The following is a 19,126-nucleotide window of genomic DNA, read 5'->3' as shown; positions in this document are numbered from 1 at the left end:
ATGGGGGGTCGCCTCAACAAGTGACGGTACTTTTGACGGTATCCAAGAAACCAGGATCGAAAAAGACAAAGCAGAATCAATGCATTGGACTTGTTTTTCGATTCCTGTCGGACCATGGATGAAGCCGCACGCGTTGGCACGGGTGCGGCTTTTTTATCTTTCCGGGGCCAGCTCAGGCCCGCGACAGCCGGATCAGCGCATGTGGCCGGACGGATGCTGCTGATGGCCATGCCCCATGGGCTGGGCATTGAGCGCGCGCACCGGCAGCTGGAGCTCGACCTGCTCGCGCTGGCCGTCCTGGCCCTCGAGCAGCAGCGTCAGCGGCACCTGCTCGCCGGCGCTGACCGGCGCCTTCAGGTCGAGCAGCATCACATGGTAGCCGCCCGGCTTGAGCTCGACCGTCTTGCCCGCCGGCAGCGCCAGCCCGGGGATGGCGCGCATCTTCATGATGCCGTCGTTGAGCGCCATCTCGTGGATCTCGACCACGCCCGCGACCGGCGAACGGACGGCCAACAGGCGCGAGTCGCGCTCGGCCGTCAGGCGCATGAAGGCGCCGGTGGCCTTTTGCTGCGCCACGGTGCCGCGCACCCAGGCGTCCTCGACCTTGAGCCGGGACTGGGCCCAGGCGCCCAGGCTGGCGACGCTCAAGGCAACGAGGAGGGAAGAACGAAAAATCTGCTTCATGATCGGGTGTCTTTCTGGCCGGGCGCGCCATCGGCGGGCCCGGGCCCTGGCCACTGGTGCGACAACAGCGCCGCCGGGCCGGATTCCAATGACGGCAAGCCACGGGGCAAGCCGCCGCGAGACGGATGGAGTCAGGCGGCGGCAGGCGGCGCCCGCGCCTGCACGCGCCAATCGGCCAGCCAGGCGCGCGGCTCGCGCATGGCGGCAAGCGGATCGGAACCATCCGGACCGGCATCGAGGCCGGCCCGCAGCGGCTGGGGCAGGAGGGCTGGCGCGTCGAGCAGGCACCAGTCGCAATGCAAGGCCGCCAGGCCAGGGCGGCTGTCCTGGGACGGCTCGCGCGCCGGCTCGACCGGACGCAGGATGCCGGTGCTGCTGCAAACCTCGAACGGCAGCGCGGGCGCCAAGCGCAGCGCCGCCTGAGCGGCCGCAGGTGCCAGGGCATGCAACAGGACGGCCCACAGAGCCCAGCCTGCAGTCCAGCGTCGCACAAGGCTCTTGCATGTCATGTTTTGCATTGTAGTCATGCGAGGCCGTTACACTGTGTGTCAGCTTCAGGCAAGGTAGGCTTGCATGGAGCTCCCAAGGAGCACTAGAAAACATGACCCCCGCAGAACAAGCGTTGCGCGACGCTGCACTGGACTATCACCGCTCGCCCAGCAAGGGCAAGATCACCGTCAACCCGACCAAGCCGCTGTCCAACCAGCGCGATCTGTCGCTGGCTTACTCGCCCGGGGTTGCCTACCCCTGCCTGGCGATCGAGCAGGACCCGAGCCTGGCCGCCGACTACACCAGCCGCGGCAACCTGGTCGCCGTGATCACCAACGGCACCGCCGTGCTGGGCCTGGGCGACATCGGCCCGCTGGCCTCCAAGCCGGTGATGGAAGGCAAGGGTTGCCTGTTCAAGAAGTTTGCCGGCATCGACGTGTTCGACATCGAGCTGGCCGAGAACGACCCCGACAAGCTGGTCGAGATCATCGCCTCGATGGAGCCCACGCTGGGCGGCATCAACCTGGAAGACATCAAGGCGCCCGAGTGCTTCTACATCGAGAAGAAGCTCAAGGAGCGCATGAACATCCCGGTGTTCCACGATGACCAGCACGGCACCGCTATCATCTCGAGCGCAGCGCTGCTCAACGCGCTCGAGCTCGTCGGCAAGGACATCGGTTCGATCAAGATGGCCGTCTCGGGCGCCGGCGCCGCCGCGATCGCCTGCCTCGACGTCATGATCGGTCTCGGCGTCAAGGTCGAGAACATCCTGGTCTGCGACTCCAAGGGCGTGATCCACAGCCAGCGCGCCGATGCCCTGGCCGGCAAGCTCGATGCCTCCAAGCAGCGCTTCTGCCGCGACACCGACAAGCGCACGCTGGCCGACGCGATGGTCGGCTGCGATGTCTTCATGGGCTGCTCGGCCGCCGGCGTGGTCAACGCCGAGATGGTCAAGTCGATGGCCGACAAGCCGGTCATCCTGGCGCTGGCCAACCCCGAGCCCGAGATCCGCCCCGAGATCGCCAAGGCCGCGCGCCCGGACTGCATCATCGCCACCGGCCGCTCGGACTACCCGAACCAGGTCAACAACGTCCTGTGCTTCCCCTACATCTTCCGCGGCGCGCTCGACTGCGGCGCGACCAAGATCACCGAGGAAATGAAGCTGGCCTGCGTGCGCCAGATCGCCGACCTGGCCAAGAGCGAGATCAGCGACGAGGTCGCCGCCGCCTACGCCGGCCAGGACCTGGTGTTCGGCCCCGACTACCTGATCCCCAAGCCCTTCGACTCGCGCCTGATCCTCAAGATCGCGCCCGCGGTCGCGCAGGCCGCCGCTGATTCCGGCGTCGCCACCCGCCCGATCCAGGACATGGCGGCCTACAAGGAGAGCCTGGGCCGCTTCATCTACCAGACCGGCATCCTGATGCGTCCGGTCTTCAACGCCGCCAAGTCCATCGCCGCCGACAAGAAGCGCGTCGCCTACGCCGACGGCGAGGACGAGCGCGCGCTGCGCGCGGCCCAGGCCGCGATCGACGACCAGCTCGCGCTGCCGATCCTGATCGGCCGCCCGGCCGTGATCGAGGCTCGCATCGCCAAGGCCGGCCTGCGCATCCGCGCGGGCGTCGACTTCGAGGTCGTCAACCCCGAGAACGATGCGCGCTTCCGCCAGTACTGGGAGACCTACCACAAGCTGATGGGCCGTGACGGCGTCACGCCCGAGATGGCCAAGGCTGCGGTGCGCCGCTCCAACACCATCATCGCCGCGCTGATGGTCAGGCTCGGCGACGCCGACGCGATGATCTGCGGCCTGGTCGGCCAGTACGAGACCCACCTCGAGCGCATCGAGAGCATCATCGGCCGCAAGGCGGGCGCCAGCCATTTCGCCGCGCTCAACGCGCTGAACACCGACAACGGCCCGCTGTTCATCACCGACACCTACGTCAACGACAACCCGAGCGCCGAGGAACTGGCCGAGATCGCCTGGCTGTCGGTCAAGGAAGTGCAGCGCTTCGGCATTCCGCCCAAGGTCGCCTTCCTGTCGCACTCGAGCTACGGCTCGTCGAACCGCCCGTCGGCGCGCAAGATGCGGCTGGCGCGCGAGCTGTTCGCCGCCGCCCATCCCGAGATCGAATGCGACGGCGAACTGCATGGCGACGCCGCACTGGAAGAGGACATCCGCCGCAGCTACCTGCCGGATTCGGCCCTGACCGGCTCGGCCAACATCCTGGTCTGCCCGAACCTCGACGCCGCCAACATCCTGTTCAACGTCCTCAAGACCACGACCAGCGGTGGCGTGACCGTCGGCCCGATCCTGATGGGATCGGCCGCCAGCGCGCATATCCTGACGCCTTCGGCGACCATGCGCCGCGTGCTCAACATGACGGCGGTCGCCGTCGTCTGCAGCGCCGACAAGGGCTGAAGCCGGTCGCCAGGGCCCTGCCCTGGCGATCGCCCTGCGGCGGCTCAGGCGTCGCGCAGGGCGCTTTCGAGCAAGGCCAGGGCGGCGGGAATGGAGCCGGCCTCCGGCACCTCGGGCACGGCCAGCAGGCGCAGGTCGTCCAGCCCGCGGCTGGCCAGCTCGGCCTGCAGCTCCTCGGTGTAGACCCCCGGGGTCGAGCCGAAGCGCTGCAGCGGGCTGGCGTGCCAGACCATGCCGCCCCATTGCTGACCCGGATCGGCCTCGACCGCCGAGCAGCCGAGCCCGCAGGTCGGGCTGCCGTCGCGCAACGCGATGGCCAGCACCCGATGGCCGTTGTCGCGGTAGGTCTGGACCTGGTCGCAGACCTGGCTCGCGATCGCGCGGCAATGGCGCCGGAACATCGGGCTGCCATACATCTTCTTGACCATGCCCCAGCGCATCGAGCCGAGGTAGCTGACCTCGGGGCAAGGCATCTGGAACATGCCGACCTGGTGCTGCAGCGCGAGGTCGACCACCTCGCGGATCACGGCCGGCTGGCTCGCGAGCCCGCGCACGCAGGCGTTCTGGTTCAGCATGCAGTGCGACAGGAACACCAGCTTGCCCGAGCGGGCATCCGACACGCTGTCCTTGATCAGACCGATGGCTTGCGTCATGGAATCCTCCCTGGCTGGCAAAAACGGACCTGGCCCGCGACGGGCCTGCTGCCATGGTAGGTCGGGATCGATGCAGCGGCAACTGGCGCGCGGCAAGCCGCCGCCCGCCTTTGGTAAGCTCGGCGCATGAGCCATTCCCCCGCCACGGCCACCATCCAGGTGGTCTGCCTGTGCGCCGCCTGGTGCGGCACCTGCCGTGAATATGCCGCGCCCTTCGAGGCGCTGGCCCGGGCCCAGCCGCAGCTGCGCTGCCACTGGGTCGATGTCGAGGACGAGGCCGACCGGCTCGGCGATCTCGACATCGAGAACTTCCCGACCCTGCTGATCGGCGTCAATGGCCAGCCGGTCTTCTTCGGCGTGCTGCTGCCGCATATCCAGACGCTCGAGCGCCTGCTGCAAGAGGCGGCCGGCCGGCGCCCGCTGCCCGAGGACGAGCACAGCGAGACGCTGCGCCAGTTGCTCAAGAACCTGGAGCAGCGCCCGGGCTAGGCAGCGGGCACTGGCATCACAGCGGCATCAGGCCGCGTTGGCCTTGGCCAGGCGCTTGCTGCGGGCGCGCAGGTTGAGCGCCTCGACCGCGAGCGAGAAAGCCATCGCGGCGTAGACATAGCCCTTCGGGATATGGACCTCGAAGGCCTCGGCGGTCAGCGCCATGCCGACCATGACCAGGAAGGCCAGCGCCAGCACCTTGACCGAGGGGTGGGCATCGACGAAGTCGCCGATCGGCTTGGCGGCGAACATCATCACGCCGACCGCGGCGATCACGGCGGCGACCATGACGGCCAGGTTGTCGACCATGCCGACGGCGGTGATGACCGAGTCCAGGCTGAACACGATGTCGATCACCGCGATCTGGCCGATGATGCCCCAGAACAGGCGCTGGCCGGCGGCCTTGAGCGTGGCGGCATCGGTCTCGGGCGCATGGTCCTGCTCGCGCGCCTCGACCTCGACGAAGATCTCGTGCGAGGCCTTCCAGAGCAGGAACAGGCCGCCCGACAGCAGCACGATGTCGCGCCCGCTGATGCCCTGGCCAAAGACGTGGAACAGGTCGGCCTTCAGGCCCATGATCCAGCTCAGCGAAGCCAGCAGCAACAGGCGCGAAATCATCGCGAAGCCCAGGCCCAGGCGGCGCGCCTTGTCGCGCTGCTCGGGCGGCAGCCGTCCGACCAGGATCGAGATGAAGATGATGTTGTCCACGCCGAGCACGATCTCGAGCGTGGTCAGCATGGCGAAGGCGATCCAGATATTGGGGTCGAACAGGAATTCCATCTTTTTTCCGAACTTGAATGAGCCTGGACAGGCAAGACTGTCGAGGATAGCGAGTCCTGATGACGGTTTACAGCAGCCTGGAGCGGGCTGACCGTCCGGAAAAACCGAAGAGTGACAGCTGCGGCATCAGCCCGGACCGGCCGGGGGCTGGCGCCCCAGGTCGGTCCGGGCCGGGACCGCTTGACTGCCGAACTGCAGCAGCTGGGCCGCGACGCTGGCCGCGATCACGGCCGGCTGCTTGCCCGCGATGCCGGGCAGACCGATCGGACAGATGACCTGCTCGAGCTCCTGCGGCGCGAAGCCGCGCGCCTGCAGGCGCTGGCGGAAGCTGGCCCATTTGCTGCGGCTGCCGATCAGGCCGATGAAGGGCAGGTCGGCGCGCTCGCGCTGACGCTGCAGGCAGGCCGCGACCAGCTCGAAATCCTCGGCATGGCTGAAGCTCATGATCAGCACCCGACTGCCTGGCGCGAGCTCGGGCAAGGCGCGCTGCACCGGGTCGGACCACAGGCACTGCACCCGGTCGGGCAGTCTGGCGGGAAACAGGCCGTCCCGGCTGTCGATCCAGCGCAGGGAAAAAGGCAGCGGCAGCAGCGCCTGCACCAGCGCCTGGCCGACATGGCCGGCACCGAAGATCGCCACCGGCGTGCGCGGCGGATCGAGTCCGGCCAATTGGCTGGCCGCGGCCGCATCGGCCAGGTAATGGAATTGCAGCTCGGCGCTGCCACCGCAGCATTGGCCCAAGGCGGGCCCGAGCGCGTAGCGGCGAATCTGTCCGTTCAGGGGCGAGGCGCTGCCCTGCTGCTGCAGTTCGCGCGCCGCGGCGATCGCCTGCAGCTCGAGATGGCCGCCACCGACGCTGCCGATCAGCCCGTCGGCGCCCAGCGCCATCCAGGCGCCCGGCTCGCGCGGGGTCGAGCCCCGGGTCGCGACGATGTCCACAAGCACTGCCGGCCCCTGGTCGAGGGCCCGCAACAGGGCGGCGTGGTCGGTGCTGGCAGCAGCTGGGCTTGGCATGTGGCCCAGTATGCCAGCGGCCGAGGCTGGAGCCAAAGCCCCGGCGCCGTTCAGCTCACTTGACCAGCGTGAGCTTGGTCTTGGCCTTTTCCGACACCTCGGCCGCCACCGAGCCCATCAGCAGCTGCAGCAGGCCGGTGCGGCCATGGCTGCCCATGACGATCTCGTCGCAGCCCTGCTCGGCCGCGAAGCGGGTGATCTGGTCGGCCGGGTGGCCGACCAGCACATGCTGCTGATAGCTCGCGCCGGCGGCGTCGAGCAGGGCCCGCGCCGTGGCGAGTTCGGCCAGGCCTTCGTCGCGGTGGTAGGCATTGAGCTCGTCGCTGCTGACGAAGCTGCGCACATTGCCGTCGACCGGCAGCTGCACGTTGAGCAGGTGCAGCTCGAGACCGGCGGTGCCGCGCTGCAGCAGTTGCTCGAGGGCGCGCACGCTGGCCGCCGAACCGTCGATGGGGATCAGGATCTTGGTCATGGGGCGAATCTCCTCTCAGTCTTTCTTGGCCAGGTCGACCAGCGGGGCCTGCTCGGCCGGCGCCTGGCGCGCGGCGATCGCCTTGCCGACCAGGACCACGGCCACGGCACCGATGACCGAGGTGACATAGTGCAGCCAGGAAGGCGCGTGCTGCAGGTAATCCTTGAGGAATTCGTCGGTGACGAACATGCCGCCGGCGATCCAGCCCAGCAGGCCAGCACCCAGCGTGATCACGACCGGGAAGCGGTCCATCAGCTTGAGCACGAACTTGCTGCCCCAGACGATGATCGGGATGCTGATCAGGATGCCGAACACGACCAGGCCCATGTCGCCCTTGGCGGCACCGGCGACGGCGATCACGTTGTCCAGGCTCATGACCGCGTCGGCGATCACGATGGTCTTGATCGCGCCCATCAGCGTGGTGGCGCCCTCGACGTTGTCGTGGTCGTCGTCCTCGGGCTGCAGCAGCTTGATGCCGATCCACAGCAGCAGCAGGGCGCCGACGATCTTCAGGAAGGGCAGCGCGAGCAGTTGCAGCGCGAAGAAGATCAGCACCACGCGCAGGGCGATCGCGCCGATCACGCCATAGGCGATGCCCTTGTTGCGCTGCGATTCGGGCAGCTTGCGGCAGGCCAGCGCGATCACGACCGCGTTGTCGCCGCCGAGCAGGATGTCGATGGCGATGATCTGCAGCACCTGCAGCAGAAACGCCAAGCTCAAATACTCTTCCATTGTCACCTCTTGCTAAGACTTGCTAAGGACGGTTGCAGGCGCCGTGGACGCCGGTGGCGGGATCGTACACCAGGGTTTTGGCGCCGCCGATGTGGAAACTACGGTTTTGCAAGCGGCCGGTACAGCAGCGGAAACTCGCGCGCCACCACCGGGCCCGAGATGTCCCAGGCGGTGCAGGTGCCGAGGTAGGCCGGCGTTTCGTCGGGCGCGGCCTCGGCGCGGCCACGCTCCATGCCCTGGAAGGCCGCCGTGGCCATGTTGAACAGCAGCTCGCGGATATGGGTGCAGCCCTGCGCCTTGCCCAGGTGCTGGTCGATCGCCTTGCGCCAGCCGCCAGCCATGGTGCAGCCGACCATGCGCTGCATGTGGGCCATGGCTTGCGGGCAGATGCCGTGCGGATAGGCCTCCATCGAGACCGCGATCTCCTGCACGACCTTGGCGCTGTCCACCGTGGCGCGGATCAGCATGTGGTGGATCGGCTCGCCGGGCTGCCAGCTGCGCTCGTTGCGGATCGTGAACAGCTCGGCCTTGGTGTCGATCAATTCGCCCTCGACGTCCCACAGGCCATCGTCGCGCAGGAAACAGCGGAACCGGGTTTCGCGGGTGTTGATCTGTCGTCGGGGCTGGGGAGCGGGAAGCGGCATGTTATCGACTCGGAAACGGTAGGGGTGGAAAAAATGGCGCGCGCCGTGATCTCAGTCGGGCAAGGGCAGGTCCAGCCGCTGGGCCAGCTCGCGCCGCAGCGCCTCGGCCCAGGTGCGGCGGTCGCGCCCCTGGGCGGTATCGACCACGCCGACATGCAGCTCGGCCTGCAGGTCGCTGGCGCACAGGGTACGCCAGAGCGACTCGAGCAGGCTGGTGTCGCCGATATAGGTCGGCCCATCGTGACGCGAGCCGCTGCGCGCATCGGTGTACTGCAGTCCGACCAGCTGCACCGGCATGTCGGTCGCGACGGCGGCCTGCAGCAGATTGGCATGGAAGGGCAGCAGGCTGCTGCCGTCGCCGGTCGTGCCCTCGGGGAAGACGGCCAGCCGGTCGCCGGCGCGCAGGCGCTCGGCCATCAGGTGCACCACCCGCATCGCGTCGCGGCGGCGGTCACGCTCGATGAACAGGGTGCCGGAGCCCTCGACCAGGCGGCCGATCAGCGGCCAGTGCCGCACATCGGCCTTGGAGACGAAGCGGCAAGGCAGGGCCGCATTGATCGCGATGATGTCGAGCCAGGAGATATGGTTGGCCAGCACCAGCAGCGGACCGCGCCCGGGCAACTCGCCATGCACCCGCAGGCGCAGGCCCAGATGGCCCAGCAGGCGCAGCGACCAGTCCTGCACCAGGGCCTGGCGCTGCTCGAAGTCGAGCTGGCCGAAGCGGCGCCTGATGGTCCAGGCGCCGGCCAGCAGATGGGCGAGCACACGCAACAGGCGCCAGGCGGCGCGCAGATTCTTCATGCAGCGGCCTCTCAGCTGCGCGACACGGCCTGCGCGTCGTAGGCGACCTGGCCACCGACCAGGGTGGCACGCACCGACACCGGCAGCTCATGGCCGTCAAAGGGGGTGTGCTTGCCGCGGCTGCGCAAGGTAGCGTCGCCGATGGTCCAGTAGGCCTTGGGATCGATCACGCACAGGTCGGCGACGCCGCCCTCGACCACGCGCCCGATGCTCGAGGCCAGCGTGCCCAGGCTGCGGCCCAGCACCGCAGCCGGGCCCTGGGTCAGCACGGCGAGCGCGCGCGCCAGCGGCACGCCATCCTGCTCGGCCCATTTCCAGGCCAGGCCGAGCAGCAGCTCGACCGCGGTGGCGCCGGCCTCGGCCTCGGCGAAGGGCAGGATCTTGGCGTCGGCATCGACCGGGTTGTGGTCGGACACCAGCGCGTCGATGGTGCCATCGGCCAGGCCGCGGCGCAACGCCTCGCGGTCGCGCTGCTGGCGCACCGGCGGCTGCAGGCGCAGGCGGCTGTCGAAATAGCCGATGTCGATGTCGGTCAGGTGCAGGTTGTGCACGCTGATGTCGCAGGTGACCGGCAGGCCCTCGGCCTTGGCCTGGCGCACCAGCTCGAGACCGGCGGCGCTGCTGATGCGGCACAGGTGCAGCTGGACCTGGGTGCCGGGCGCCTTGCAGACCCCGCGCAGCAGCTCGAACACGGTCTGCAGCGCGATCACCTCGGCCGCGACCGGGATGCCGGCCAGGCCGAGCCGGGTCGCCAGCGGGCCGCTGGCGGCCACGCCCTTGCCGAGCCAGAAGTCCTGCGGGCGCAACCAGACGCTGTAGCCGAAGGTGGCAGCGTACTGCAGCGCACGCTGCAGCACCTGGGTGTTGACGATGGGCACCTCGGCCTGGCCGAAGGCGACGCAGCCCGAGTCGGTCAGCTCGACCATCTCGGTCAGCACCTCGCCCTTGAGTCCGCGCGTCAGCGCGCCGAGCGGGAACACGCGCGACTGGTGCAGCTTCTCAGCGCGGTACTTGAGCATCTGCACCAGGCCGGGTTCGTCGAGCACCGGCTCGGTATCGGGCGGGCAGACCAGGCTGGTGACGCCGCCGGCGACCGCCGCCGCCGTCTCGCTGGCCAGCATGCCGGCATGTTCCTGGCCGGGCTCGCGCAGCCGCATCGAGAGGTCGACCAGGCCCGGCGCGACGATGCAGCCGCTGGCGTCGATGACGCGGTTCGGAGTGAAGTCGGCCGGGATCTGGCCGATGCCGACGATGCGGCCGGCCGCGATGGCGATATCGGCCAGGCGGTCGGTGCCGCTGGCGGGGTCGATCAGGCGACCGCCCTGGATCAGGGTTTTCATGTGAAGTCCTTTTCTGTAGCGGTTCAGGCCATGTTGCCGGCGACGATGCCCATCACGGCCATGCGCACCGCGATGCCGAAGGTCACCTGAGGCAGCACCACGCTCTGGCCGCCGTCGACCACGTTCGAGTCGATCTCGACGCCGCGGTTGATCGGGCCCGGGTGCATCACGATCGCATCGGGCTTGGCCCATTGCAGGCGCTCAGGGGTGACGCCGAAGCTCTTGAAGTATTCGTGGCTCGAGGGCAGCAGCGCGCCGCTCATGCGCTCGTTCTGCAGCCGCAGCGTGATCACGACATCGGCATCCTTGATACCTTCTTCGAGCGTGTGGCAGACCCGCACGCCCATGTCGGCGAACTCGCTCGGCACCAGGGTGCGCGGACCGACCACGCGCAGGTCGGGACAGCCCAGCGTGGTCAGCGCATGGATGTCGGAGCGCGCCACGCGCGAGTGCAGCACGTCGCCGACGATGGCCACCGACAGGTTGGTGAAATCCTTCTTGTAGTGGCGGATCGTGTACATGTCGAGCAGGCCCTGGGTCGGGTGCGCATGGCGGCCGTCGCCGGCGTTGACGACATGGACATGGGGCGCGACATGCTGCGCGATCAGGTAGGGCGCGCCCGACTCGCTGTGGCGCACGACGAAGATGTCGGCCGCCATGGCCGACAGGTTGGCGATGGTGTCGAGCAGCGACTCGCCCTTGGCGGTCGAGCTGCGCGCGATGTCGAGGTTGAACACGTCGGCGCTCAGGCGCTTGGCCGCGATCTCGAAGGTGGTGCGGGTGCGCGTGCTGTTCTCGAAGAACAGGTTGAACACGCTCTTGCCCCGCAGCAGCGGCACCTTCTTGACCTCGCGGTCGCCGATGCTGACGAAGTTGGCCGCGGTATCCAGGATCTGGGTCAGGATCTCGCGCGACAGGCCTTCGGTCGAGAGCAGGTGGATCAGCTCGCCGTTCTTGTTGAGCTGGGGATTGCGTTTCTTCATCTCAGGCCTCCGCGTTCTTGTCTTGCACCACAAAGCTGAAATGGCCCTGCGCGTCGCGCGCGAGCTCGAAGGACTGGCTGACCGGCAGCGCCAGGCGCACGGCGGCGAAGTCGGCCTGCATCGGCAGCTCGCGCCCGCCGCGGTCGACCAGCACCGCCAGCTGCACGCTGGCCGGGCGGCCGTAGTCGAACAGCTCGTTGATCACGGCGCGGATGGTGCGGCCGGTGTAGAGCACGTCGTCGACCAGCAGCACATGGGCGCCGTCGACGTCGAAGGGCAAGCGGGTCTGCTCGCTGCTGGCGCTCAGGCCGCGCTGCTTGTAGTCGTCGCGGTGCATGGCCGACGAGATCACGCCGATCTCGCCGTCCAGTCCCAGCTCGCGCTGCAGGCGCGCGGCCAGCCAGGCACCGCCCGAGGTCACGCCGACCAGCTGGAGCGAACCCGCGCTCATCGCGATCAGGCCCTTGACGCCGCGCAGCAGCTCGGCGTAGAGCGCTTCCGCGTCCAAATTCAGGAAACTCAAGGCAAACTCCTCAAAAATTGTTCCAGGATGATGCAGGCCGAGGCCGCATCGGCATCCTTGGCGCCCAGGCTGTGCGCCTCGGTCGTGCTGTAGCGCTCGTCGACCTCGTGGACGGGCAGGTTGAAGCGGCCACGCAACTGGCGCCCGAACTTGAGCGCACGCGCGGTATTCTCGTGCGCCGCACCGTCCGGATGGAAGGGCACGCCGATCACCAGCGCGTCGGGCTGCCATTCCTTGATGCGCTCTGCCACCTGGGCGAAGCGCGCGTCGGCGCCCTCGGCCTTGATCGTGGCCTGCGGCGTGGCGGTGCGCGTGATGCGGTTGCCGCTGGCCACCCCGGTGCGCTTGGCGCCGAAGTCGAAGGCCAGGAAGCTCATCTGGCCGGGCGGCACGACCGGTATCGGCAGGCCGCTCATGCCCGCCCCGCTCCGGGCGCCAGCATCCAGGGCTGCAGCCCGAGCAAGGCCATGGCCTTGTCGTAGCGCTGCTCGATCGGCGTGTCGAAGATCACGGCCGGATCGGCCGCCACGGTCAGCCAGCTGTTCTCGGCCAGCTCGGACTCGAGCTGGCCCTCGCCCCAGGACGAATAGCCGAGCGAGACCATGACCTTGCGCGGACCGGCGCCCGAGGACAGCGCCTCGAGCACGTCGCGCGAGGTCGTCATCTCCAGGCCGCCCTCGATGCGCAGGCTCGACGCATAGGCCGAGGGCGGCGCCTGCTCCGGCTCGGCAGCCGACTCGGAAGACTCAGCCGCTTCGGCCGCCAGCGAGGGCGAGGCGGCGCGCTCGAGGCTGCCGAGCGCGTCGCGGATCGCCGCGCGGATGGCGGGCGGGGTCTCGTCGCTGCCGACCGTCTGGGCCTCGCCCATGGCCTCGTGCAGCACGAAGCCGCGCTCGGTCTGGATCGGGCCGCCACGCATCAGCGGCGCGCCCTGGAGGTCTGCGCGGCGCAGCTGCAGGTCGAGCCGGTCGAACAATTCCCCGAGTCCGATATCGGCCGGCTTGTTGATGATCAGGCCCAGCGCGCCGCGCGCGCTATGCTCGCACAGGTAAACCACGCTCTTGCCAAAGAGTTCGTCGTTCAGCCCGGGCATGGCGATCAGGAAATGATGGGTCAAGTTGATAGGGGCAGAATCCGAACTCATGGCTGCGAATTCTAAGCGGCTCGACATGACCCTGATTCCCAAGAAATATGACAGCGGACTGATTTGGTTCCGGCGCGACCTGCGCGCGAGCGACCAGGCCGCGCTCTACCACGCGCTGAAGGACTGCAAACGGGTCTGGTGCGCCTTCGTCTTCGACACCGACATCCTGCAGCCGCTGCTGGATCGTGGCCTGAAGGCCGACCGGCGGGTCGAGTTCATCCACGAGTCGCTGCTCGACCTCGACGAACAGCTGCGCGGTCTCGGACGCGCCAACGGCGTCGAGGGGGTCGGGCTGATCGTGCGCCACGGCCCTGCGGCCGACGAGATCCCGCGGCTGGCAGAACAGCTCGGCGTGCAGGCGGTCTATGCCAACCACGACGACGAGCCCGCCGCGCGCCAGCGCGACCAGCAGGTGCTCGGCAGGCTGGCGCACGCTGGCATCATGCTGCACCTGCACAAGGACCACGCGATCTTCGAGCGCCACGAGCTCGTGACGCAGAACGGCCGGCCCTATGGCGTCTTCACGCCCTACAAGAACGCCTGGCTGAAGAAGATCACCCCCTTCTACCTCAAGCCCTATGCGGTCGAGCGCCATGCCGGCGCGCTGGCGCCCTGCCCCGCCGCGCATCCGGCCGGCGTGCCGACGCTGGCCGAGATCGGCTTCGAGCCGACCAATCTGCGCGCGCTCAAGATCCGCACCGGCAGCCGCGGCGCCCAGGGCCTGTTCGAGGATTTCCTGACCCGCATCGAGCGCTACCAGCAGGCGCGCGACTTCCCGGCCGTCAAGGGCCCGAGCTACCTGAGCGTGCACCTGCGCTTCGGCACCATCAGCATCCGCCAGCTCGCCGGCGTCGCGCACCAGATGCACCTGCAGGGTCTGGTCGGTGCCAGCACCTGGCTGTCCGAGCTGATCTGGCGCGACTTCTACCTGCAGATCCTGGCCAATTTCCCGCAGGTGGTGAATGCGTCGTTCAAGCCCGAATACGACGCGATCCAGTGGGAGCATGGCAAGTCGGCCGAGCTGCAGTTCCAGGCCTGGTGCGAGGGCCGCACCGGCTATCCGCTGGTCGATGCCGCGATGCGCCAGCTGAACCAGACCGGCTACATGCACAACCGGCTGCGCATGGTGACGGCCAGCTTCCTGTGCAAGGACCTCGGGATCGACTGGAAGCGCGGCGAGGCCTATTTCGCCGAGCGGCTGATCGACTTCGACCTGGCCGCCAACAACGGCGGCTGGCAATGGGCCAGCTCGAGCGGCTGCGACGCCCAACCTTATTTCCGCATCTTCAACCCGGTCAGCCAGAGCGAGAAGTTCGACCCGCAGGGGAAGTTCATCCGGCGCTATGTACCCGAACTGGCCCAGCTGCCCGACGCCGCGCTGCACGCGCCCTGGCTGGCGGGCGCGATCGAGCTCGAGGCCGCCGGCCTGGTACTGGGCCGGGACTATCCGCGCCCGATCGTCGACCACGCCCGGGCGCGCGAGCAGACGCTGGCGCGCTACGCGGTGGTCAGGAAGCCCTGAGCGCGGCCGGACTCAGAGCTCGACCAGCTCGAAGTCCTCCTTGCGCGCGCCGCAATCGGGGCAGGTCCAGTTCATCGGCACGTCGCGCCAGCGGGTGCCGGGGGCCAGGCCGCTGTCGGGGTCGCCCTGCTCCTCGTCGTAGATCCAGCCGCAGATCAGGCACATCCAGCGCTTGTAGTCGTCCATGGGTTCAATCGGCGTCTTATAGAATGAATCGATTCTATCGGGGCCTCCCCGACCCTACTTGTCGATGACCCACTCCTCCGAACTGCCGTCCGCCCCCCTGTCCAGCAGCGACACCCAGGGCCTGCCCTGCGTCATGACCTTCAATGCCAACGATCCCAGCGGCGCCGGCGGCCTGGCGGCCGACATCGCCGCCATGGTCAGCGCCTCCTGCCATGTGCTGCCGGTGCTGACCGCGGTGCTGGTCGGCGACACCCGCCGCGTGCAGCACCAGGTGGCGATCGACGAGGAGACGGTCGAGGAGCAGGCGCGCTGCGCGCTCGAGGACATGACGGTGCAGGCCTTCAAGGTCGGCTATGCCGGCAATCCCGAGAACCTCGGCGCGATCGCGCGCGTGCTGTCCGACTACGACGGCGTGCCGGTGATCGCCTACATGCCCGACCTGTCCTGGTGCGAGGAGTCCGAGCTCGAGGACTACCTCGACGCCTGCGCCGGCCTGCTGCTGCCGCACACCACCGTGCTGGTCGGCAACCACAGCACCCTGTGCCGCTGGCTGCTGCCCGACTGGGACGAGGAGCGGGCACCGAACGCGCGCGAGGTCGCGCGCGCCGCGGCCCAGCTCGGCCCGCCCTACACCCTGGTGACCGGCTTCAACGCGCCCGACCTGTTCCTCGAGAACCACCTGGCGACGCCCGAGACCCTGCTCGCGAGCTCGCGCTACGAGCGCTTCGAGGCCAGCTTCAGCGGTGCCGGCGAGACCCTGTCGGCCGCGCTGTGCGCCCTGCTCGGCGCCGAGGGCGAGCTGGTCGATGCCTGCGCCGAAGCCATGACCTATCTCGACCGCAGCCTGGGCGCGGGCTTTCGGCCCGGCATGGGACGCGCGGTGCCCGACCGGCTGTTCTGGGCCCATGAGTCCGAGGGCCAGGCCGGCCTGGGCCCCGAGCCCGGCCAGCCCGCGGCCGATGCCAGCCACGACCTGCTGACGACCCTTTCCAGCGATGCCACGCCGCACTGAGCGCGGCCTCTTACTGCCTCTTACTCCTCACGCCATGACCGACCGCAACCAGACCCTGTTCGAACGCGCCAAGACCCTGATCCCGGGCGGCGTCAACTCCCCCGTGCGCGCCTTCAAGGCCGTCGGCGGCACGCCGCGCTTCGTGCAACGCGCCCAAGGCGCCTATTTCTGGGACGCCAACGAGCAGCGCTACATCGACTACATCGGCTCCTGGGGCCCGATGATCCTGGGCCATGGCCACCCGGCCGTGCTGGAGGCGGTGCAGCAGGCCGCGCTCGAGGGCTTCAGCTTCGGTGCGCCGACCGAGCGCGAGATCGAGCTGGCCGAGGAACTGGTCAAGCTGGTGCCGAGCCTCGAGATGGTGCGCCTGGTCAGCTCGGGCACCGAGGCCGGCATGAGCGCGATCCGCCTGGCGCGCGGCGCCACCGGGCGCAAGAAGATCATCAAGTTCGAGGGCTGCTACCACGGCCACGCCGACGCGCTGCTGGTCAAGGCCGGCTCAGGGCTCGCGACCTTCGGCAACCCGACCAGCGCCGGCGTGCCGCCCGAGGTGGTGCAGGACACGCTGGTGCTCGAGTACAACAACCTCGAGCAGCTCGAAGCGGCCTTTGCCGAGCATGGCGCGGCCGTCGCCTGCCTGATGATCGAGCCGATCGCCGGCAACATGAACTTCGTGCGCGCCTCGGTCCCGTTCATGACGCGCTGCCGCGAGCTCTGCAGCCAGCATGGCGCCTTGCTGGTGTTCGACGAGGTCATGACCGGCTTGCGCGTCGGCCTGGGCAGCGCGCAGGGCCATTACGCCAGCCTGATCCCGGGCTTCGAGCCCGACATGACGGTGCTGGGCAAGGTGATCGGCGGCGGCATGCCGCTGGCGGCCTTCGGCGGCAAGCGCGCGGTGATGGAGCTGCTCGCGCCGCTGGGCGCGGTCTACCAGGCCGGCACGCTGTCGGGCAATCCGGTCGCGACCGCCTGCGGCCTGGCCACGCTGCGCGAGCTGCAAAAGCCCGGCTTCTACGAGGCGCTGTCGGCGCGCACCCAGCGCCTGGTCGCCGGCCTGACCGAGGCGGCCCATGGCGCCGGCATCCCGTTCTGCGGCGACAGCCAGGGCGGCATGTTCGGCTTCTTCTTCATGGATCAGCTGCCGCAGAACTACGCCCGCGTCATGACCACCGACGGCGCGCGCTTCAACCGCTTCTACCACGGCATGCTCGAGCGCGGCGTCTACTTCGCGCCCGCCCTGTACGAGGCCGGCTTCGTGAGCAGCGCGCACAGCGACGCCGACATCGAGGCCACGGTCGCGGCGGCGCGCGAGGTATTCGCCCAGCTCTGAGCTAGAATCTCGGGTTTGTCAGGAGAGAGTCTTGCTTGGCCATGCCAATTGCAGGACCGCCGAAGGCGCAGGAGGCCCGCTGCAAGGCTGGCCTTGAACGCTCAGGCAAAAGGACTGGCAAGCGCCGGCTGCGAGGCCGGCGTCACCCCCTGGAGAGAGCCGCGCCCCGAGCGCGGCCACCGAAGGAGCAAGCGCTGACAGCCCCCAGGGGCTGGCGTGAATCTCTCAGGTAGAGCGGACAGGTGGGCAGTACATGCACCGTAGCGGTTCCGGACCGTACGGCGTATGCTTCACGTTGCTGAAAACTGCCTTCATACCGCCATGTCCGACCAGAACTCACTGCTGACCACCCCGCTTAACGCCCTGCACCTCGAACTCGGCGCGCGCATGGTGCCCTTCGCCGGCTACTCGATGCCGGTGCAATACCCGGCTGGCCTGATGGCAGAACATGCCCACACGCGCAATGCGGCCGGCCTGTTCGACGTCTCGCACATGGGCCAGCTGCGCCTGGTCGGCCCCGACGCGGCCGCCGCCTTCGAGACCCTGATGCCGGTCGACGTGATCGGCCTGGGTGTCAACAAGCAGCGCTACGGCCTGCTGCTGACCGACGAAGGCACCATCATCGACGACCTGATGTTCGTCAACCGCGACTATGCCAACGGCGGCGACCTGTTCGTCATCGTCAACGGCGCCTGCAAGGCCGGCGACATCGCGCATATCCAGGCCAAGATCGGCCAGCGCTGCGAAGTGATCCCGATGCCCGAACGCGCCCTGCTGGCACTGCAAGGCCCGCAGGCCGTGACCGCGCTGCAGCGCCTGGTTCCCGGCGTCGAGCAGCTGGTGTTCATGACCGGCGGCGCTTATCGCTGGAACGGCGCCGAGCTCTACATCACGCGCAGCGGCTACACCGGCGAGGACGGCTTCGAGATCTCGGTCCATGAAGCCCAAGCCGACGCGCTGGCGCGCGCCCTGCTGGCGCAGCCCGAGGTCAAGCCGATCGGCCTGGGCGCGCGCAACTCGCTGCGCCTCGAGGCCGGCCTGTGCCTGTACGGCAACGACATCGACACCACGACCACCCCGGTCGAGGCGGCGCTGAACTGGGCGATGCAGAAGGTGCGCCGCACCGGCGGCGAACGCGCCGGCGGCTTCCCCGGCGCCGACAAGGTGCTGGGCCAGCTCGACGGCAGCCAGCCGGCCACCCGCAAGCGCGTCGGCCTGATCGCCAAGGACCGGGTGCCGGTGCGCGAACATGTCGAGCTGCAGAACACGCAGGGCCAGCGCATCGGCGAAGTCACCAGCGGCCTGATCGGCCCGACCATCAACCAGCCGATCGCGATCGGCTATGTCGAGCCGGCCTATGCCGCGCTCGGCACCCAGGTCAACGCCATCGTGCGCGGCAAGGCGGTGGCGATGGAAGTCGCGGCCATGCCCTTCGTGCCGACCCGCTACTACCGCGGCTGATCTTCTTCGACAATGAGGCACCGCGCGCTGCGGTGTCCGAGCCAACTTTTTTCATCTGGAGCCCCCATGAGCCTGAAATACACCCCCGACCACGAATGGCTGAACGTCGAGGGCGATGTCGCCGTCGTCGGCATCACCCACCACGCCCAGGATGCCCTGGGTGACGTGGTCTTCGTCGAGCTGCCCGAGGTCGGCACCACCTTCGCCGCCAAGGACGTGGCTGGCGTGGTCGAGTCGGTCAAGGCCGCCGCCGATGTCTACATGCCGGTCAACGGCGAGATCATCGAAGTCAACGAAGCGCTGCGCGACGACCCCTCGCTGGCCAACACCGACCCGCTGGGCGCTGGCTGGTTCTTCAAGGTCAAGCTGTCCAACCCGGCCGAACTCGACGGCCTGCTGGACGAGACCGCCTACGGCGAACTGACCCAGTAAGCCACGCCTCATCGGCCAC

General features: G+C 68.6%; 22 protein-coding genes and 2 riboswitches. Of the genes, 7 read left to right on the top strand and 15 right to left on the bottom strand.

The annotated features are described in order from the left end of the window. Positions 1–192: 192 nt before the first annotated feature. On the bottom strand, positions 193–684 hold the full coding sequence (locus C6P64_RS05940) for a copper chaperone PCu(A)C (protein ID WP_105747681.1): 492 nt from the start codon (positions 682–684) through the stop codon (positions 193–195). A gap of 131 nt (positions 685–815) precedes the next feature. Then, complete coding sequence (locus C6P64_RS05935) at positions 816–1,193, bottom strand: DUF2946 family protein (RefSeq protein WP_170073051.1); 378 nt, start codon at positions 1,191–1,193, stop codon at positions 816–818. A 92-nt stretch (positions 1,194–1,285) separates the two neighbouring features. Here C6P64_RS05935 and C6P64_RS05930 point away from each other — a divergent pair, with 92 nt between their 5' ends. After that, positions 1,286–3,589, top strand: a complete 2,304-nt coding sequence (locus C6P64_RS05930) for an NADP-dependent malic enzyme (protein ID WP_105747679.1) — start codon at positions 1,286–1,288, stop codon at positions 3,587–3,589. A 44-nt stretch (positions 3,590–3,633) separates the two neighbouring features. On the opposite strand, the gene C6P64_RS05925 is transcribed toward C6P64_RS05930, so the two are convergent. Further along, positions 3,634–4,242 carry a CD3072 family TudS-related putative desulfidase gene (locus C6P64_RS05925; protein ID WP_105747678.1) on the bottom strand — a complete coding sequence of 203 codons (609 nt, stop codon included), beginning with the start codon at positions 4,240–4,242 and terminating at the stop codon, positions 3,634–3,636. 126 nt (positions 4,243–4,368) lie between these two features. Between C6P64_RS05925 and C6P64_RS05920 the strand changes: the two genes are divergently transcribed. After that, positions 4,369–4,731, top strand: a complete 363-nt coding sequence (locus C6P64_RS05920) for a thioredoxin family protein (RefSeq protein ID WP_105747677.1) — start codon at positions 4,369–4,371, stop codon at positions 4,729–4,731. A 27-nt stretch (positions 4,732–4,758) separates the two neighbouring features. Here the strand turns inward: C6P64_RS05920 and C6P64_RS05915 are convergent, their stop codons facing one another. From C6P64_RS05915 to C6P64_RS05865, 11 genes are all read right to left on the bottom strand, one after another. Continuing rightward, positions 4,759–5,511 carry a TerC family protein gene (locus C6P64_RS05915; protein WP_105747676.1) on the bottom strand — a complete coding sequence of 251 codons (753 nt, stop codon included), beginning with the start codon at positions 5,509–5,511 and terminating at the stop codon, positions 4,759–4,761. Positions 5,512–5,637: 126 nt separating this feature from the next. Then, complete coding sequence (gene xdhC, locus C6P64_RS05910) at positions 5,638–6,525, bottom strand: xanthine dehydrogenase accessory protein XdhC (protein WP_105747675.1); 888 nt, start codon at positions 6,523–6,525, stop codon at positions 5,638–5,640. Between the two features lie 55 nt (positions 6,526–6,580). Further along, entirely contained in the window at positions 6,581–6,997 is a 417-nt protein-coding gene (locus C6P64_RS05905; protein WP_105747674.1) for a universal stress protein, read from the bottom strand. A 15-nt stretch (positions 6,998–7,012) separates the two neighbouring features. Next, positions 7,013–7,729 carry a TerC family protein gene (locus tag C6P64_RS05900; protein WP_105747673.1) on the bottom strand — a complete coding sequence of 239 codons (717 nt, stop codon included), beginning with the start codon at positions 7,727–7,729 and terminating at the stop codon, positions 7,013–7,015. Between the two features lie 98 nt (positions 7,730–7,827). Continuing rightward, on the bottom strand, positions 7,828–8,373 hold the full coding sequence (locus tag C6P64_RS05895; protein WP_105747672.1) for a DUF2889 domain-containing protein: 546 nt from the start codon (positions 8,371–8,373) through the stop codon (positions 7,828–7,830). A gap of 51 nt (positions 8,374–8,424) precedes the next feature. Then, positions 8,425–9,174 (bottom strand): lysophospholipid acyltransferase family protein, encoded by a 750-nt coding sequence (locus C6P64_RS05890; protein WP_105747671.1) that lies wholly within the window; start codon positions 9,172–9,174, stop codon positions 8,425–8,427. 11 nt (positions 9,175–9,185) lie between these two features. Then, positions 9,186–10,514 (bottom strand): dihydroorotase, encoded by a 1,329-nt coding sequence (locus tag C6P64_RS05885; RefSeq protein WP_105747670.1) that lies wholly within the window; start codon positions 10,512–10,514, stop codon positions 9,186–9,188. 23 nt (positions 10,515–10,537) lie between these two features. Further along, complete coding sequence (locus tag C6P64_RS05880) at positions 10,538–11,497, bottom strand: aspartate carbamoyltransferase catalytic subunit (protein WP_105747669.1); 960 nt, start codon at positions 11,495–11,497, stop codon at positions 10,538–10,540. Position 11,498: 1 nt separating this feature from the next. Continuing rightward, a complete protein-coding gene (gene pyrR, locus C6P64_RS05875; protein ID WP_105747668.1) occupies positions 11,499–12,020 on the bottom strand; it encodes a bifunctional pyr operon transcriptional regulator/uracil phosphoribosyltransferase PyrR in 522 nt (173 codons plus the stop codon). Beyond that, on the bottom strand, positions 12,017–12,436 hold the full coding sequence (gene ruvX / locus C6P64_RS05870; protein ID WP_105747667.1) for a Holliday junction resolvase RuvX: 420 nt from the start codon (positions 12,434–12,436) through the stop codon (positions 12,017–12,019). Before ruvX ends, pyrR begins: the two co-directional genes overlap by 4 nt. Then, the gene (locus C6P64_RS05865; protein WP_105747666.1) at positions 12,433–13,164 is read right to left on the bottom strand and encodes a YqgE/AlgH family protein; all 732 of its coding nucleotides are present in this window, start codon (positions 13,162–13,164) and stop codon (positions 12,433–12,435) included. The genes ruvX and C6P64_RS05865 overlap by 4 nt, the downstream gene beginning before the upstream one ends. Here C6P64_RS05865 and C6P64_RS05860 point away from each other — a divergent pair. Beyond that, complete coding sequence (locus C6P64_RS05860) at positions 13,163–14,686, top strand: cryptochrome/photolyase family protein (RefSeq protein WP_245911640.1); 1,524 nt, start codon at positions 13,163–13,165, stop codon at positions 14,684–14,686. The two genes, C6P64_RS05865 and C6P64_RS05860, sit on opposite strands and share 2 nt — an antisense overlap. Before the next feature lie 12 nt (positions 14,687–14,698). On the opposite strand, the gene C6P64_RS05855 is transcribed toward C6P64_RS05860, so the two are convergent. Continuing rightward, positions 14,699–14,872, bottom strand: coding sequence for a rubredoxin (locus tag C6P64_RS05855; RefSeq protein WP_105747664.1), 174 nt, complete (start codon positions 14,870–14,872; stop codon positions 14,699–14,701). Positions 14,873–14,936: 64 nt separating this feature from the next. Between C6P64_RS05855 and thiD the strand changes: the two genes are divergently transcribed. From thiD to gcvH, 4 genes are all read left to right on the top strand, one after another. Beyond that, on the top strand, positions 14,937–15,884 hold the full coding sequence (thiD, locus tag C6P64_RS05850) for a bifunctional hydroxymethylpyrimidine kinase/phosphomethylpyrimidine kinase (RefSeq protein WP_245911639.1): 948 nt from the start codon (positions 14,937–14,939) through the stop codon (positions 15,882–15,884). A gap of 34 nt (positions 15,885–15,918) precedes the next feature. Further along, the gene (gene hemL, locus C6P64_RS05845; RefSeq protein WP_105747662.1) at positions 15,919–17,214 is read left to right on the top strand and encodes a glutamate-1-semialdehyde 2,1-aminomutase; all 1,296 of its coding nucleotides are present in this window, start codon (positions 15,919–15,921) and stop codon (positions 17,212–17,214) included. 9 nt (positions 17,215–17,223) lie between these two features. Beyond that, positions 17,224–17,341, top strand: a riboswitch (glycine riboswitch). Positions 17,342–17,353: 12 nt separating this feature from the next. Beyond that, a riboswitch (glycine riboswitch) is annotated at positions 17,354–17,466 on the top strand. A gap of 69 nt (positions 17,467–17,535) precedes the next feature. Further along, on the top strand, positions 17,536–18,675 hold the full coding sequence (gcvT, locus tag C6P64_RS05840) for a glycine cleavage system aminomethyltransferase GcvT (RefSeq protein WP_105747661.1): 1,140 nt from the start codon (positions 17,536–17,538) through the stop codon (positions 18,673–18,675). A gap of 66 nt (positions 18,676–18,741) precedes the next feature. Then, on the top strand, positions 18,742–19,107 hold the full coding sequence (gene gcvH, locus C6P64_RS05835; protein WP_105747660.1) for a glycine cleavage system protein GcvH: 366 nt from the start codon (positions 18,742–18,744) through the stop codon (positions 19,105–19,107). The last annotated feature ends 19 nt before the right edge of the window (positions 19,108–19,126 follow it).

Source organism: Malikia granosa (assembly GCF_002980595.1).
Lineage (GTDB): Bacteria > Pseudomonadota > Gammaproteobacteria > Burkholderiales > Burkholderiaceae_C > Malikia > Malikia granosa.
The sequence above is the reverse complement of the archived record's forward strand: the minus strand, read 5'-3'. Positions and strand labels throughout refer to the sequence as shown.

Bases quoted from the DNA above. Each gene is read 5' to 3' on its own strand.
- gcvT (WP_105747661.1), top strand. From the start codon at position 17,536: ATGTCCGACCAGAACTCACTGCTGACCACCCCGCTTAACGCCCTGCAC.
- C6P64_RS05900 (WP_105747673.1), bottom strand. From the start codon at position 7,729: ATGGAAGAGTATTTGAGCTTGGCGTTTCTGCTGCAGGTGCTGCAGATC.
- ruvX (WP_105747667.1), bottom strand. From the start codon at position 12,436: ATGAGCGGCCTGCCGATACCGGTCGTGCCGCCCGGCCAGATGAGCTTC.
- C6P64_RS05855 (WP_105747664.1), bottom strand. From the start codon at position 14,872: ATGGACGACTACAAGCGCTGGATGTGCCTGATCTGCGGCTGGATCTAC.
- xdhC (WP_105747675.1), bottom strand. From the start codon at position 6,525: ATGCCAAGCCCAGCTGCTGCCAGCACCGACCACGCCGCCCTGTTGCGG.
- hemL (WP_105747662.1), top strand. From the start codon at position 15,919: ATGACCGACCGCAACCAGACCCTGTTCGAACGCGCCAAGACCCTGATC.
- C6P64_RS05930 (WP_105747679.1), top strand. From the start codon at position 1,286: ATGACCCCCGCAGAACAAGCGTTGCGCGACGCTGCACTGGACTATCAC.
- C6P64_RS05885 (WP_105747670.1), bottom strand. From the start codon at position 10,514: ATGAAAACCCTGATCCAGGGCGGTCGCCTGATCGACCCCGCCAGCGGC.
- C6P64_RS05860 (WP_245911640.1), top strand. From the start codon at position 13,163: ATGGCTGCGAATTCTAAGCGGCTCGACATGACCCTGATTCCCAAGAAA.
- C6P64_RS05920 (WP_105747677.1), top strand. From the start codon at position 4,369: ATGAGCCATTCCCCCGCCACGGCCACCATCCAGGTGGTCTGCCTGTGC.
- C6P64_RS05915 (WP_105747676.1), bottom strand. From the start codon at position 5,511: ATGGAATTCCTGTTCGACCCCAATATCTGGATCGCCTTCGCCATGCTG.
- C6P64_RS05865 (WP_105747666.1), bottom strand. From the start codon at position 13,164: ATGAGTTCGGATTCTGCCCCTATCAACTTGACCCATCATTTCCTGATC.
- C6P64_RS05935 (WP_170073051.1), bottom strand. From the start codon at position 1,193: ATGACATGCAAGAGCCTTGTGCGACGCTGGACTGCAGGCTGGGCTCTG.
- C6P64_RS05905 (WP_105747674.1), bottom strand. From the start codon at position 6,997: ATGACCAAGATCCTGATCCCCATCGACGGTTCGGCGGCCAGCGTGCGC.
- C6P64_RS05925 (WP_105747678.1), bottom strand. From the start codon at position 4,242: ATGACGCAAGCCATCGGTCTGATCAAGGACAGCGTGTCGGATGCCCGC.
- C6P64_RS05880 (WP_105747669.1), bottom strand. From the start codon at position 11,497: ATGAAGAAACGCAATCCCCAGCTCAACAAGAACGGCGAGCTGATCCAC.
- C6P64_RS05895 (WP_105747672.1), bottom strand. From the start codon at position 8,373: ATGCCGCTTCCCGCTCCCCAGCCCCGACGACAGATCAACACCCGCGAA.
- C6P64_RS05890 (WP_105747671.1), bottom strand. From the start codon at position 9,174: ATGAAGAATCTGCGCGCCGCCTGGCGCCTGTTGCGTGTGCTCGCCCAT.
- C6P64_RS05940 (WP_105747681.1), bottom strand. From the start codon at position 684: ATGAAGCAGATTTTTCGTTCTTCCCTCCTCGTTGCCTTGAGCGTCGCC.
- thiD (WP_245911639.1), top strand. From the start codon at position 14,937: ATGACCCACTCCTCCGAACTGCCGTCCGCCCCCCTGTCCAGCAGCGAC.
- gcvH (WP_105747660.1), top strand. From the start codon at position 18,742: ATGAGCCTGAAATACACCCCCGACCACGAATGGCTGAACGTCGAGGGC.